At 68.4% G+C, this 13,448-nt stretch carries 14 protein-coding genes and 1 tRNA gene; 6 read left to right on the top strand and 9 right to left on the bottom strand.

The window, feature by feature from the left end:
- The first annotated feature begins 17 nt into the window (after positions 1 to 17).
- Together bla and AAHG03_RS06910 are read left to right on the top strand one after the other, a co-directional pair.
- Complete coding sequence (gene bla, locus AAHG03_RS06915; protein ID WP_342149716.1) at positions 18 to 878, top strand: class A beta-lactamase; 861 nt, start codon at positions 18 to 20, stop codon at positions 876 to 878.
- 256 nt (positions 879 to 1,134) lie between these two features.
- Entirely contained in the window at positions 1,135 to 1,749 is a 615-nt protein-coding gene (locus AAHG03_RS06910; protein ID WP_342149715.1) for a PilZ domain-containing protein, read from the top strand.
- Here AAHG03_RS06910 and AAHG03_RS06905 read toward each other — a convergent pair whose 3' ends face one another.
- The 5 genes from AAHG03_RS06905 to AAHG03_RS06885 form a co-directional block, all read right to left on the bottom strand.
- Positions 1,750 to 2,253 (bottom strand): GNAT family N-acetyltransferase, encoded by a 504-nt coding sequence (locus AAHG03_RS06905; RefSeq protein WP_342149714.1) that lies wholly within the window; start codon positions 2,251 to 2,253, stop codon positions 1,750 to 1,752.
- 505 nt (positions 2,254 to 2,758) lie between these two features.
- Positions 2,759 to 3,856, bottom strand: coding sequence for a microcin C ABC transporter permease YejB (locus tag AAHG03_RS06900; RefSeq protein ID WP_342149712.1), 1,098 nt, complete (start codon positions 3,854 to 3,856; stop codon positions 2,759 to 2,761).
- A gap of 7 nt (positions 3,857 to 3,863) precedes the next feature.
- The gene (locus AAHG03_RS06895) at positions 3,864 to 5,738 is read right to left on the bottom strand and encodes an extracellular solute-binding protein (protein WP_342149711.1); all 1,875 of its coding nucleotides are present in this window, start codon (positions 5,736 to 5,738) and stop codon (positions 3,864 to 3,866) included.
- Positions 5,735 to 7,648: an extracellular solute-binding protein gene (locus tag AAHG03_RS06890; RefSeq protein WP_342149709.1), complete on the bottom strand. Its 1,914-nt coding sequence runs from the start codon at positions 7,646 to 7,648 to the stop codon at positions 5,735 to 5,737. The genes AAHG03_RS06895 and AAHG03_RS06890 overlap by 4 nt, the downstream gene beginning before the upstream one ends.
- A gap of 369 nt (positions 7,649 to 8,017) precedes the next feature.
- The gene (locus tag AAHG03_RS06885) at positions 8,018 to 8,890 is read right to left on the bottom strand and encodes a c-type cytochrome (RefSeq protein ID WP_342149708.1); all 873 of its coding nucleotides are present in this window, start codon (positions 8,888 to 8,890) and stop codon (positions 8,018 to 8,020) included.
- A 258-nt stretch (positions 8,891 to 9,148) separates the two neighbouring features.
- Here AAHG03_RS06885 and AAHG03_RS06880 point away from each other — a divergent pair, with 258 nt between their 5' ends.
- Positions 9,149 to 9,892, top strand: a complete 744-nt coding sequence (locus tag AAHG03_RS06880) for a 3-deoxy-manno-octulosonate cytidylyltransferase (protein ID WP_342149706.1) — start codon at positions 9,149 to 9,151, stop codon at positions 9,890 to 9,892.
- An 11-nt stretch (positions 9,893 to 9,903) separates the two neighbouring features.
- Positions 9,904 to 10,761, top strand: coding sequence for a prephenate dehydratase (locus AAHG03_RS06875; RefSeq protein WP_342149705.1), 858 nt, complete (start codon positions 9,904 to 9,906; stop codon positions 10,759 to 10,761).
- Positions 10,762 to 10,927: 166 nt separating this feature from the next.
- Here the strand turns inward: AAHG03_RS06875 and AAHG03_RS06870 are convergent, their stop codons facing one another.
- The 4 genes from AAHG03_RS06870 to AAHG03_RS06855 form a co-directional block, all read right to left on the bottom strand.
- Complete coding sequence (locus AAHG03_RS06870; RefSeq protein WP_342149704.1) at positions 10,928 to 11,128, bottom strand: hypothetical protein; 201 nt, start codon at positions 11,126 to 11,128, stop codon at positions 10,928 to 10,930.
- A gap of 196 nt (positions 11,129 to 11,324) precedes the next feature.
- Positions 11,325 to 11,400: transfer RNA gene (locus AAHG03_RS06865), tRNA-Phe, on the bottom strand.
- A 113-nt stretch (positions 11,401 to 11,513) separates the two neighbouring features.
- Positions 11,514 to 11,717 (bottom strand): DNA gyrase inhibitor YacG, encoded by a 204-nt coding sequence (yacG, locus tag AAHG03_RS06860; protein ID WP_342149703.1) that lies wholly within the window; start codon positions 11,715 to 11,717, stop codon positions 11,514 to 11,516.
- Entirely contained in the window at positions 11,714 to 12,406 is a 693-nt protein-coding gene (locus AAHG03_RS06855; RefSeq protein WP_342149702.1) for a Maf-like protein, read from the bottom strand. The genes yacG and AAHG03_RS06855 overlap by 4 nt, the downstream gene beginning before the upstream one ends.
- Before the next feature lie 392 nt (positions 12,407 to 12,798).
- On the opposite strand from AAHG03_RS06855, the gene AAHG03_RS06850 reads away from it, so the two are divergent.
- Both AAHG03_RS06850 and AAHG03_RS06845 read left to right on the top strand, forming a co-directional pair.
- Positions 12,799 to 12,915, top strand: a complete 117-nt coding sequence (locus tag AAHG03_RS06850; protein WP_342149701.1) for a bacteriocin — start codon at positions 12,799 to 12,801, stop codon at positions 12,913 to 12,915.
- A 286-nt stretch (positions 12,916 to 13,201) separates the two neighbouring features.
- A complete protein-coding gene (locus AAHG03_RS06845; RefSeq protein WP_342149700.1) occupies positions 13,202 to 13,318 on the top strand; it encodes a bacteriocin in 117 nt (38 codons plus the stop codon).
- Positions 13,319 to 13,448: the final 130 nt, after the last annotated feature.

Raw genomic sequence — 13,448 nt, 5'->3', positions numbered from 1 at the left:
AAGAGATCGGGAACCGCATGATCACGCGACGCGCGACGCTGGGTGGGCTCGCAGCCCTGGTCCTGACCCTCCGGGGAGGGCAAGCGCAGGCCGGGGCGTTCGAAAACATCCTGGCGCGGATCGAGGGGCAGAGCGGCGGGCGGCTCGGCGTCGCGGTGCTCGACACCGCCTCCGGCGAGCTGACCGGGCGGCGCCTCGACGAGCGGTTTCCGCTGTGCAGCACCTTCAAGACCCTGGCGGCGGCCGCCGTGCTGGCGCGGGTCGATGACCGCGAGGAGAACCTGGAGCGGCGGATCGTGTTCGAGCGCGACATCTTGGTGCCGTACTCGCCGGTGACGGAGCCGCGCGTCGGCGGGTCCGGCATGAGCCTCAGCGAACTGTGCGAGGCGGCGGTGACCCGCAGCGACAACACCGCGGCGAACCTGCTGCTGCGGACGCTCGGCGGACCGGCCGGCCTCACCGCCCATCTGCGCGCCTTCGGCGACCGGACGACCCGCCTCGACCGCACCGAACCGACGCTCAACGAGGCCGCGCCGGGCGATCCGCGCGACACCACGTCTCCTGCCGCGATGGTGCGCCTGCTCGCCGGGCTCACTCTCGGCTCGGCCCTGTCGCAGCCCTCCCGCGACCGTCTGACCGGCTGGCTTCTCGCCAACACCACCGGTGGGGCGCGGCTGCGGGCCGGATTGCCGCCGGGCTGGCGCATCGGCGAGAAGACCGGCACGGGCGAGAACGGCACCACCAACGATGTCGGCGTGATCTGGCCGCCGGACGGCGCCGCGCAGGTGGTCGCGGTCTACCTCACGGGCTCGGACCGGCCACTGGCCGAGCGCGAAGCCGCCATCGCCGCGGTGGCGAAGGGCGTGGTGGATACCTGACGCACCTGCGCAACCGAATTGCGCATGATTGTACTTTGCATCCAAAAAACAGTGCCGACGTCGATCACGATTACGGCATGACATGGAACCAAGCGAGGACAACGCTGCTCGGCACTCTTTCGCAGCGCCCGGTTCTGGGATTACAAATATCCCGCAAGGGTCTCAATTCGCGGGCGCGCCGGAGCGCCGCTTCGTCACGTCTTTCAAAACGGTGTCCGTTCGTCGGTCTTGAGAAAAGCGTTGTCCGGAAATGGCGATGTCAGCCGCGATCCCTGCCTTTGAAGCCCCGCCGCAAGCGGAGCCGAGACAGGACGCGCCGCCCTCCGAGCGCATCACCGGCCGGGCGATGATCGTCGGCGGCAGCGAATTCCCCTGCTTTGCCCGCAGTATGACGCCGGATGCCGTCGAGCTGATCGCCGAGGCCGCGGTCGAGCCCGGTCAGGTCGTGGTCTGCTATCTCGACGAGATCGGCATCCTGCCCGGCACGGTGGCCCGGCTCGTGGCGGACGGCTTCGTCCTGACGCTGGCGATCCCCGAAAGCCGGCGCACCCGCGTCACCGCGCGGATGGAGTGGCACGCCGACCGGGCCACCCGCGCGGCGGAGCTGCGCGGCGCCAAGCGCATCGTGCCGCTGCATCGCGGCGTGCAGGTGCGGCTCGGCGAGCAGCTCGTGATGAACGGGCTGATCCTCAACATCTCCCGCTCCGGCGCGGCCATCGCCCTCAAGACCGCGGCGCTTCCCTTCGTCGGCGCGAAGGTGCGGGTCGGCTCGCGCTACGCCACCGTGGTCCGTCATCTCGAGAACGGGCTCGCGGTGCAGTTCTCCGTGCCGTTCGCGGCCGAGGATTTCGACGAGACCGTGCGGGTGTGATTATTTGCGCGCGGGGCGGACGAGGCCGGAGAGGGCTGCACCGGCGCCTTCGGTGAGTTCGAGCCAGAGGAAGCGGCGCGGATCGACCGGCCCCGGCAGGACGAGGCGCCCCGGCGGCACCGGCGCGAACCCGAAGCGCGCGTAATAGGGCGCATCCCCCACCAGCACGACGAGGCCGTGTCCGGCGGCGCGCGCCGCCTCCAGGCTCGCCCGCATCAAGGCCGAGCCGATGCCACGGTCGGAAAAGCTCGGATCGACGGTGAGCGGCCCGAGCACGAGAAGCCGGCCCCCCTCGGCCTCCGCCGGGCCGATCCGCACCGAGCCGACGAGATAGGTGCCGACGAGCGCCGTCAGGCAGAGGTCGGGAAGCGGCTGCGTCCCCTCGCGCAGGCGATAGGCGGTGCGGGCGAAGCGCCCGGGCCCGAAGGCGCGGGCGTGAAGGCGCTCGATCGCCGGGCCGTCGTCCGGGTGTTCGGGGCGGATGACAAGGGGGAGGGCGGTCACAAGGGGCGTCATCCGGGCGCGAGGACGAGGGCCGATAGCAGCCCGACCGGCAGCCGGCAAATCATCCGGTTTCACTTTTCTAAGCGGAAATCAGGTGCCTCCTGGCGGCATGACCGAGCTTCCGGAACGAGCGTTCGCGCCCTTCCGCCCGAGACGCAGGGCGAAGTGGCCCGCGTTCTGATGAGTCTCGCCGACGAGGCGGCCGACCCCGTCGCTCTGACATCAGAGGAACGGGCCGCAATCGTCCGATCGTAGGCGGCAGCGGAGCGTGGCGAGTTCGCCACCGATGAGGATGTGCAGGCCGTCTGGGCCCGGCGCGCTCTTTGAAAGCCCGACCGACCGTTCCCAACAATTGCCTAATCCTGAAGTGCTCCGCGCAGCGGAGCCTCGAAGGAGGGCTCCAGGGATCGCCGAGCGAATTGGAGCCCTCCTTCGAGGCCGCTTCGCGGCACCTCAGGATGAAGGGGATGGATGGGATGAGCCCCTCAAACAGGCTCTCGGAAGATCACGCCGCCTTGGCCGAGAAATCGATCCGCGGATCGATCCACGTATAGATCAGATCCGACAGAAGGTTCACCGCGAGCCCGAGCAGCGAGAAGATGTAGAGCGTCGCGAACACCACCGGATAATCCCGCCCGACGATGGAGGTGAACGACAGCAGCCCGAGCCCGTCGAGCGAAAAGATCGTCTCGATCAGCAGCGAGCCGGTGAAGAACGCCGTGATGAAGGCGCCCGGAAAGCCCGCGATGACGATCAGCATCGCGTTGCGGAAGACGTGACCGTAGAGGACGCCGCGCTCGGATAGGCCCTTCATCCGGGCGGTCAGCACGTATTGTTTGCGGATCTCGTCGAGGAACGAGTTCTTCGTGAGCAAGGTCGAGGTCGCGAAGGCGCCGAGCACCAGGGCGGCGAGCGGGAGCGCGAGGTGCCACGCGTAATCGACCGCCTTGCCCCATAGGCTCAAGGATTCGAAGTTCTCCGAGGTCAGGCCGCGGATCGGGAAGATTTGCACGAACGAGCCGCCCGCGAACAGGATGATCAGCAGGATGCCGAACAGGAAGCTCGGGATCGCGTAGCCGACGATGACGACGGCGGAAGTCCACACGTCGAAGCGCGAGCCGTCCAAGACCGCCTTGCGGATGCCGAGGGGGATCGAGATCGCGTAGGAGATCAGCGTCATCCATAGGCCGAGCGAGATCGAGACCGGAAGCTTCTCCTTGATGAGCTGCAGCACGCTCACGTCGCGAAAATAGCTGCGGCCGAAATCGAACCGGGCGTAGTCCCACAGCATCTTGGCGAAGCGCTCGGGGGCCGGCTTGTCGAAGCCGAACTGCGCCTCCAGCTTCTTGATGAAGGCCGGGTCGAGGCCCTGCGCGCCGCGATACTTGGCGTTCTCCGAACCGCTGCGGCTCGCACCCCCGCCGAGATCGCCCTGGCCGCCGGTGACGCGGTTGAGCGAGCCTTCCTGCTGGCCCTGAAGCTGGGCGAGCACGCGCTCGACCGGGCCGCCGGGGGCGAACTGGATGATCGCGAAGGTGATCAGCATGATCCCGAAGATGGTCGGGACCATGAGGGCGAGGCGCCGCAGGATGTAGCCGATCATGTGTGCCTCAGTCCCGGCCGATCCGCCGGGCTTTTTCCGGGTCGTACCACCACAGATCGGGGGTGCCGAGGCCGTAGGCCGGCGGGGTCGCCGGATGGCCGAACACGTCCCAGGTCGCGAGCCGGTAGCTCGGGGCGTACCACATCGGAATCCAGTAGCGGCCGGCGCGCAGCACCCGGTCGAGAGCGCGGCAGGCGGCTTCCAGCTGGGCGCGGGACGACGCGGTCACGGCCTTCTCGATCAGGGCATCCACCACCGGGTTCTGGATGCCGGCGAGGTTGTTGGTGCCCGGCAGCGAAGCGGCCTTGGAGCCGAAGCTGGTGCGCAGCTCCGGCCCCGGCGTCGGCCCCTGCGAGGCGTTGCGGACGACGATGTCGAAATCGAAGTCGCGCACGCGCAACTGGTACTGCGAGGCATCGACGATGCGCTGGCGCGCCTGGATGCCGAGCCGGGCGAGGTTGCGGATGAAGGGCTGGGTGCGGGCTTCCCAGATCGGGTCGTTGTCGAGGAACTCGAAGGCGATCGGCGCGCCGCTCGGCAGCTTGAACACGCTGCCCTCGCGGGTGCAGCCGGCCTCCTTGAGGAGCGCGTTGGCGCGGCTGAGGAGCGCCCGGTCCTGGCCCGACCCGTCGCTGGCCGGCGTCACCCAGGCCTCGCCGAACACTTCCGCCGGCACCGCGCCGGGATGGGCGTCGCGTAAGGGTTCGAGCAGGGCGAGTTCGTCGGGGCCGGGCTTGCCCGTGGCCTTGAGGTCCGAGCGCTCGAAGAACGATTCGGTGCGCGCGTAGGTGTCGTACATCTGGTTGCGGTTGGTCCAGGCGAAGTCGAAGCACAGCCCGATCGCCTCGCGCACCCGCGGGTCCTTGAACACCTCGCGCCGGGTGTTGAACCACCAGCCCTGAATGCTGGCCGGCGCGTTGTTGGGCAGCGTCACCCGCTTGACCCGGCCCTCGCGCGCGGCGGGGAAGTCGTAGCCGTTGGCCCAGATCGAGGAGGTGAACTCCTCGCGGTAGGTGAACGCACCGCTCTTGAACGCCTCGAACGCCGCCTGCCGATCGCGAAAGTACTCGTAGCGCAGGGCCTCGAAGTTGTTGCGCCCGACATTCACCGGCAGGTCCACGGCCCAGTAATCCGGCACCCGCTCAAACTCGATGAAGCGACCGACATCGATCCGCGCGGCCCGGTAGGGGCCGGAGCCCAGCGGCGCCTCCAGCGTCGAGGCCTCGAAATCGCGGCCCTTCCACCATGTTTCGGAGAAGATGGGGAGGCCGGCCACCGTCTGCGGCAGGTCGCGGGCATAGCCCGGCTTGTAGCGCACCAGCACCACGTCGTCGGCTTCCGCCGTTGCGTCCTCGAGGTCGAGGATTTCCTGCGAGATCGCCGGATGGCCCTTGTCGCGTAAGGTTTTGAGCGAGAACGCCACGTCGCGGGCGGTGAGCTTCGAGCCGTCGTGGAAATGCGCCTGCGGCCGAAGCCGGAAGCGTTGCGTCAGCCCGTCCTCGCTCGTCTCCACCGTGCGGGCGATGAGGCCGTACATCGCGTCGGGCTCGTCCAGCGCCCGCACCATCAGGCTGTCGAAGGTGACGTTCAGCCCCGCCGCGCCGTTGCCGCGGAAGACGTAAGGGTTGAGCGTATCGAAGGTGTCGAAGGCCTGATTGCCGAAGGTCTGCGTGATCTGCGTCGAGAAGCGCCCGCCGCGGGGCGCCATCGGGTTCACGTAGTCGAAGTTCGGGAAGCCGGGGCCGTATTTCAGCTCGCCGAAGCTCGACAGGCCGTGGCTCGCGCCGGCCGGCACGGCGCGCGCCCGGCGGGGGAGGGCGGCGGCGAGCGCCAGCGCGGAGGTGCCGAGGACGAGACCGCGCCGGGTGGGGGCGCCGCTCAACGCGGCGCTCCCGTCTTGGCGGCCAGCGTCTCATCGTACCACCACGTCGTCGGGAAGCCCGAACCGCCATATTTCGGCAGCAGGGCCGGACGCGAGAACCGGTTCCAGCGGATCGTGCGCGTCACCGGCGAGGACCATTGCGGCACGACGTAGTTGTGGGAGAGCAATACCCGATCCAAAGCGCGCGTAGCCGCCACCAGCGTCTCGCGGTCGCTCGCAAAAATCAGCTTCTCGATCAGCGCGTCGATCCCGGCATCCTTGATGCCGGCGATGTTGCGCGAACCCGGCTTGTCGGCCGAGGCCGAGCCCCAATACTCGCGCTGCTCGTTGCCCGGCGAGAGCGATTCCGGCCAGTTCGAGGTCGTGATGTCGAAATCGAACGCCCGCAGCCGGTTCTGGTACTGCGCCTGATCGATCACCCGCACGCTCGACCCGATGCCGATGAGCTTGAGCTGCGCGGCGAACGGCAGGATCACCCGCTCGAACACGTTCTGGAATTCCAGGAACTCGACGGTCAGCGGTTCGCCGGTGGCCTTGGAGACCATCTGCCCGCCCTTCAGCTCGTAGCCCGCCTCCTTGAGGAGGCCGACCGCTTGGCGCAGGTTGGCGCGCACGGCTTCGGGCGTGTCGTTGACCGGGTTCTTGTAGGGCTCGGTGAAGACCTTCGGCGGCAGCTTGTCCTTCACGCCGTCGAGGATCGCCCGCTCGATGCCCTCGGGCAGGCCGGAACAGGCGAGTTCGGAGCCGAAGAAATACGAGTCGATGCGCTGGTACTGGCCGTAGAACAGCTGCCGGTTCATCTCCTCGAAGTTCATGGCGAGGTTGAAGGCGCGGCGCACCCGCTCGTCCTTGAACTTGTCCCGGCGCAGGTTGAACACGAAGGCCTGCATGATGCCGGTGCCGCGGCCCGGAAACTCCTCCTTGATCAGGCGGCCTTCCTTGACGGCGGGGAAGTCGTCGTACTGGGTCGCCCAATTGCGGGCGATGTTCTCGGTGCGGAAATCGTAGAGGTCGCCCTTGAGCGCCTCCAGCAGCACCGAGCCGTCGCGGAAATACTCGAAGCGGATCGTGCCGAAATTGTTGCGGCCCCGATTCACCGGCAGATCCTTGCCCCAGTAGTCGGCGACGCGCTCGTAGATCGCGTAGCGGCCGGCATCGATCTTGGCCAAGCGGTAGGGGCCCGAGCCGAGCGGGATTTCCAGCGTGGTCTCGGTCGGGTTGCGCGGCTTGCCGTTGACATCGCTCGCCGTCCACCAGTGCTTGGGCAGCACCTGCATCTGGCCGAGCACCTGCGGCAGCTCGCGGTTGCCGGCCTCACTGAACCGGAACGTGACCTCGCGCTCGCCCGTGGCCTCGGCCTTCGTGACGCTGTGGTAGTAGGCGGCGTAGAACGGGCTGTTGGCCTTCAGCGTGTCGAACGACCAGATCACATCCTCGACGGTGAGCGGCTTGCCGTCGTGCCAGCGGGCGCCTGAACGCAGGCGGTAGGCGACCGACATCCCGTCCGGGGCGATCCGCACGGCCTCGGCCAGCTGGCCGTAGGAGGAGAACGGCTCGTCGCCCGAATCCTCCATGAGCGTGTCGTAGATCTGGGTGATGCCGCCTTCGAGATCCCCTTTCAGGCCGTTGACGATCATGTTGAGGTTGTCGAACCCGCCCTGCGCGCCCAGGCGCACGAGGCCGCCGATGGGGGCCTTGGGGTCGGCGTACTCGAAGTGGGGGAAGTCGGGGCCGTATTTCGGCTCGCCGAGCAGGGTGAGGGCATGACGCCAGTTGCCGGGGGCCTCCTGGGCGGAGGCCTTCGCCGCTGATTCCGCGGGCTCCTGCGCCGCGGCGGGGCCGCGCAATCCGAGGGCGGCGAGGGCTCCGGCGAGGAAGCTGCGGCGAGCGATCACGGCGTGTCCCGTCACGTTGGCGCGTTCTCCCGATCGTTCATGGATAACGAGAATTTCTTGGCCACGTTCTAGGACGGCGGCGACGGCCCGCCAAGCGGTCGCGTCCGCGCAGGCGGATGTTCGGCGGTGAGCGAGGGGTCTCACGCGCCTCTATTCTATCGCCGCCGTCATTCCGGGGCGCCGCAGGCGAACCCGGAATCCACGACTGGCCGCGACGGTGCAATGAGCGTCGCATCACGGGTGGATTCCGGGTTCCGCTGCGCGGCCACGGAATGACGGCGGTTGGGTTTTAAACGCCGGCGCCGTGTTGGCTTGCGCAAGCGGGAATAGAAACAAAAAAAGCCGGGCGCTGGGCCCGGCCTTCGATCGTCACACCCTCAAAAATCAGGGCTTCGGCGCCTCGGCCGGCTTGTCCGTGGCCGGCGGGGCCGCGGGGGCGGTCGGCTGCTGCTTGGCATCCGTGTCGGCGGACGGTTTGGCGATGTCCGGCTGCGAGGGGGCGACCTCGTTCTGCTGCGGCTGCTTCTCCGGGGCCGGCACCGTGCGGGCGGTGTCCTTGCCGTCGCCCTGGTTGCCCTGGGGGGCGTTGGTCGCGGGCTTCTTGTCCTTGTCGCCGGTGGCGCTCTCGGGGGCCTTGGTCTCGGCCGGCTTGGTCTCGGCGGGCTTGTCCGCCGGCTTGGCAGCCTCTTCCTTCTTCGGCTCTTCCTTCGCGGCGGCCTTCTCCGCGGCCGGGAGAGGCTTGGGGCTGTCGGAGAGCGTGCGCAGGTAGGCGACGACGTTGGCGCGCTCAGAGGGCGAGCCGATGCCGGCGAACGCCATCTTGGTGCCCTTCACCCAACCCTTGGGGTTCTCGAGGAAGTGGTCGAGATCCTCGTAGGTCCAGGTGCCGCCCTTCTCCTTGAGGGCGGCGGAGTACTCGAAGCCCGGCTCATGCGCCTTCTGGCGCTCGACCACGTCCCAGAGGTGGGGGCCGACCTTGTTCGGGCCGCCCTTCTCGAAGCTGTGGCAGGCGGCGCAGGCCTTGGTGCCGGCCTTGCCCTTCTCGGCATCGGCGCTGGCGAGCCGCACGGCGATGGGCTCAGCCTTCGGCGCGGCGGCGGTGGTGGCGGCCTTCGGCTCGGGCTCGGGCAGCGGATAGCCCGCATTGCCCGCGGGCTTCGGGTGATAGATCAGCTCCGCGACGAAGCCCGACCCGACCGCGAACAACAGCGCGCCGAGTACCGCGCCGGCGACCTTGTTCAGCTCGAAGGAATCCATGCTCGACAGCTCCGGCGCACGGGGAGAGAGCCCGGCGGATGGGGGCCCGACGGGCAAGACGCCGGACTTTGGAAGAGTGCGAGGGTGATTAGCCGTTTGGAACCGATCTTGACAATGGGCCGCGCGCGCTGCGCGCTGTCGCACGAGCGGTTCTGAAGCGGTTTTTGCGCCGCGGTGCCCTCAGGCCCCCGCCATGACAAGGCGGGCGACGCCTGTTAGACGCCCCCGACGCCATCCGCGCGAGGCCGTTTCCAGGCGATGTCCGATCCGCTGATCCTGATTCCGGCGCGTCTCGCCGCGACGCGCCTGCCGAACAAGCCGCTCGCCGACATCGCGGGCGAGCCGATGATCGTCCATGTCTGGCGCCGCGCCGTCGAATCGGGCGTCGGCCCGGTGGTGGTCGCGACCGACGCGCCCGAGATCGTCGAAGCGATCGAATCCCGCGGGGGGCTCGCCGTCACGACCCGCGCGGATCACCCTTCCGGCTCCGACCGCCTCGCGGAGGCGCTGGAGATCGTCGATCCGGAAGGGCACCACGACGTCGTCGTCAACGTGCAGGGCGACCTGCCGACGATCGATCCCGGCATCATCGCCGCCGCGGTGACGCCGCTCGCCGATTCCGCCGTCGACATCGCGACGCTCGCCGCCCTGATCGAGCGGGCGGGCGAGGCGGACGACCCGAACGTCGTCAAGATCATCGGCCACCACGTCGCCCCGAACCGCCTGCGGGCGCTCGCCTTCACCCGCGCCCGCGCGCCATGGGGCGACGGGCCGCTGTTCCACCATATCGGCCTCTACGCCTATCGCCGGAAGGCTTTGCGCCGCTTCATGAGCCTGCCGCAGGGCGAACTCGAACAGCGCGAGAAGCTGGAGCAGCTGCGCGCGCTGGAGGCCGGCATGCGCATCGACGCCACCGTCGTCACCGACCTGCCGCTCGGCGTCGATACGCCGGCCGACTTGGAGCGCGCCCGGGCGCTCCTCTCCGCCCGCCGCCTGAACTGAAGCGTACCCCCATGACCGACCGCACCATCGCCTATCAGGGCGAGCCCGGCGCCAACTCGCACATCATCTGCGCCCAGGCCTATCCGGGCTGGACCTACCTCGCCTGCCCGACTTTCGAAGACGCCTTCGCGGCGGTGAACGAGGGGCAGGCCGCGCTCGCGATGATCCCGATCGAGAACTCGATCGCGGGGCGCGTCGCCGACATCCATCACCTGATCCCGATCTCGCGGCTGCACATCGTGGCCGAGCACTTCCTGCCGATCCACTTCCAGCTGATGGTCCTACCGGGCGCCCCGCTGGAGGGCATCAGGACCGTGCACAGCCACATCCACGCGCTCGGCCAGTGCCGCCGCATCATCCGGCGGCTCGGCGTGAAGCCGGTGGTGGCGGGCGACACCGCAGGCGCCGCCCGCGAGGTGGCCGACCTACGCGACCCGACCCGCGCCGCGCTGGCCCCGGCGATGGCCGCAGAGGTCTACGGCCTCGACATCCTGGAACGCGACGTCGAGGACGAGGCGCACAACACCACCCGCTTCGTGGTGTTCTCCCCCGAGCCGGTGCTGCCGGAGCCCGGCGGCGAGCCCACGGTGACGAGCTTCATCTTCCGGGTCCGCAACATCCCGGCCGCGCTCTACAAGGCGCTCGGGGGCTTCGCGACCAACGGCGTCAATATGTCGAAGCTCGAGAGCTACATGGTCGAGGGCCAGTTCACCGCGACCCAGTTCTACGCCGAGGTCGACGGCCACCCGGAGGACGACGGCCTGCGCCGCGCCTTGGACGAGCTGCGCTACTTCTCGCGCGAAGTCCGCATCCTCGGCACCTACCCGGCCCACCCGTTCCGCGAGGCGACGCGGCAGGCCGCGGAGTAGGTTTTTGGAGGCGGGCTCACAGCCTCGCCGCCGTCATTCCGGGGCGCCGCAGGCGAACCCGGAATCCACCCGTGATGCGACGCTGTGCAGGGCGTCGCGGCCAGTCGTGGATTCCGGGTTCCGCTGCGCGGCCCCGGAATGACGGCGGTGAGTTGATGAAGCCGGCTCAGGCGGCGTCGGCGTCGTCCCCGTCGAGGATCGTTTCCAGATCGCCCGTCAGCGCATCGAGCTGTTCCGAACTCGCGCGGATCTTGAACTTGGTGCCGTCCTCGGCCTCGACGGCGATCTCGATGTGGTCGTCCACCCGCGCGGCGAGCGCCTGCTTGAGGGTGTAGGTCGTCACGTCCGTCGTCGCGCTCTTGGCCATGTGATCCCCGGAAGATGTCCTATGCCACTTCGGCGGGGTGGGAAGCGGCGAGGCGGCACCATGTTCCGAGATCATCGGCGCGGAGGCATCCGGCCGCAGCTGAACGGGTCATCGTGCCTGCTCAAGCGAGCAAGCGAGCAATCTCTGAAGATGTCAGAAGGTCAGAAGCGGCCCGTCGAAAAACCCGGCGGAGCTATGGTGCCCAGGGACGGAGTCGAACCGCCGACACTGCGATTTTCAGTCGCATGCTCTACCAACTGAGCTACCTGGGCATCGGCCGCTGCGCTGTGCGCTGCGACGAGCGGGGGTATAAGGAAGGCTCCCGATCCTGTCCAGCCTCGTTTTGCACCTCGACGCCGTGTTTTTTGACGATCCTGCGACGGCCTCAGCGGGAGCGGTCGTCGTCGCCATCCGGGGGCGGGGGAGGGGTGTTTTCGTCCGGCGGGCCGGGGATGACGTAGCGCTCGCCGAGCCAGCGGCCGAGGTCAATGTCGGCGCAGCGGGGCGAGCAGAACGGCTTGGTCTCCGCTTGCGCCGGGCGACCGCAGATCGGGCAGGACGGGGATTTCTTCGAAGGCGCTGCGCTCACGCCGCCGCCCCCCAGGCGCCTCGCACCGGGAAGCCTTCGCCTTCGAGCAGGCTCAGGGTCTCGTTCAGCGGCAGGCCGACGACGGCGCTGTAGGAGCCGACGAGCTTCACCGCGAAGGCGCCGGCCAGCCCCTGGATGGCGTAGCCGCCGGCCTTGCCGCGCCACTCGCCCGAGGAGAGGTAGCCCTCGATCTCGCGGTTGGAGAGGCGCTTGAAGCGCACCCGCGTCTCGACCATACGCTCGCGCAGGCGATCCTTGGCCGAGAGTACGCAGACGCCGGTATAGACCCGGTGTGCCCGGCCCGAGAGCAGGCGCAGGCAATCGGCGGCCTCGTCGAGCGTCTCGGCCTTCGGCAGCACGCGCCGGCCCACCGCCACCACCGTGTCGGCGGAGACGAGGTAGGCGCTGCGCAGATCCTCCCGCCGCCGGGCCGCGGCCTGGGCCGCCTCCAGCTTCTCGCGGGCGAGGCGCCGAGCGAGTTCGCGGGGCGATTCCGACTTGCGCGGGGTCTCGTCGATGTCGGCGGGCAGGAGCGCGTCCGGCTCGATCCCGACCTGCTGGAGCAGGGCGAGTCGCCGCGGCGAGGCCGAGGCCAGCACGAGAAGCGGGCGGGCCGAGGAGCCGGCAAGGGGATTGGCCGGGGCGCCGGAGATCGGCGACGGGCCTTCGAGAGTCGGATGGTCGGTCATCGCCGTGGTCTTACGCGCAAGCCCGCCGACACCGCAACGCGGGTCGATGCGGCGACCGGATTAGGGTCGCGCCCGGCCCGGCGATGCGAATTTTCCACAGGGCGGCAGTTGGAAGCAAAGATGTCCTAGTTCGGGAGGCTTCGACCCGGTCCGGGACATGCCACACCTGTGCGCCCGGCCGATCGACTGAAAATGACACAGAACAGACCGTCGCTCGACACACGAATCCAGATTTATCGCAGCGAATGACAGGATCGACATTAACGTTTATTGGGCTTCAGTAGTTAATACCGTTACGAATTCCCTAATCGCCCGTAGACATCCCAGTCGAAAAACGAGACAGATTGGGGGCGAGACGGCGACCGGCCGGCTCAGAACAACGGACGACAGCCATGAAGAAGCTCGACACCAAGACCCTCAAGACGGTTTCCGGCGGCACCTTCTGCTTCACCGTGAAGACCAGCTGCTACGACTCCTGCGGCAGCAAGAAGTCCAAGAAGGGCTGCTGATTGCAGGCCTCGGCGAGGGCCGTCATGCCCCTCGCAGCGAAGCCTGATCAAGCGCCATCCACTCTCGAAATCAGGGAAGCACGATCATGAAGAAGCTCGACACCAAGACCCTCAAGACCGTCGCCGGCGGCACCTCCTGCTACACCCCGAAGTCCAGCTGCCACGACTCCTGCGGCAGCAAGAAGTCCAAGAAGGGCTGCTGATCGAGAAGACTCGCCGCGAGGGCCGACACGGTCCCGGCGAAGTCTTAAGAAGCGCCATCCCCTCATCTTAAAGGAATACGATCATGAAGAAGCTCGACACCAAGACCCTCAAGACCGTTTCCGGCGGCACCTTCTGCTTCACCGTGAAGACCGGCTGCTACGATTCCTGCGGCAGCAAGAAGTCCAAGAAGGGCTGCTGATCGCGAGCCTCGCCGCGGGGGTCGCGACCGGCCCGCGCCACGACGCTCATTTGGACCCGCCCGGCCGACGCCGGCGGGTCCATTCCGTTTGGGCCTCCCGAATTCAGTCCTCGGCGGATCGCGACGCCTT

Source organism: Methylorubrum subtropicum (genome assembly GCF_038442325.1).
Taxonomy (GTDB): domain Bacteria; phylum Pseudomonadota; class Alphaproteobacteria; order Rhizobiales; family Beijerinckiaceae; genus Methylobacterium; species Methylobacterium subtropicum.
This window is presented reverse-complemented; position numbering and strand designations above follow the sequence as displayed.

Bases quoted from the DNA above. Each gene is read 5' to 3' on its own strand.
- AAHG03_RS06870 (WP_342149704.1), bottom strand. From the start codon at position 11,128: ATGGCCAAGAGCGCGACGACGGACGTGACGACCTACACCCTCAAGCAG.
- AAHG03_RS06875 (WP_342149705.1), top strand. From the start codon at position 9,904: ATGACCGACCGCACCATCGCCTATCAGGGCGAGCCCGGCGCCAACTCG.
- AAHG03_RS06855 (WP_342149702.1), bottom strand. From the start codon at position 12,406: ATGACCGACCATCCGACTCTCGAAGGCCCGTCGCCGATCTCCGGCGCC.
- bla (WP_342149716.1), top strand. From the start codon at position 18: ATGATCACGCGACGCGCGACGCTGGGTGGGCTCGCAGCCCTGGTCCTG.
- AAHG03_RS06900 (WP_342149712.1), bottom strand. From the start codon at position 3,856: ATGATCGGCTACATCCTGCGGCGCCTCGCCCTCATGGTCCCGACCATC.
- AAHG03_RS06850 (WP_342149701.1), top strand. From the start codon at position 12,799: ATGAAGAAGCTCGACACCAAGACCCTCAAGACGGTTTCCGGCGGCACC.
- AAHG03_RS06910 (WP_342149715.1), top strand. From the start codon at position 1,135: ATGTCAGCCGCGATCCCTGCCTTTGAAGCCCCGCCGCAAGCGGAGCCG.
- AAHG03_RS06885 (WP_342149708.1), bottom strand. From the start codon at position 8,890: ATGGATTCCTTCGAGCTGAACAAGGTCGCCGGCGCGGTACTCGGCGCG.
- AAHG03_RS06845 (WP_342149700.1), top strand. From the start codon at position 13,202: ATGAAGAAGCTCGACACCAAGACCCTCAAGACCGTTTCCGGCGGCACC.
- AAHG03_RS06880 (WP_342149706.1), top strand. From the start codon at position 9,149: ATGTCCGATCCGCTGATCCTGATTCCGGCGCGTCTCGCCGCGACGCGC.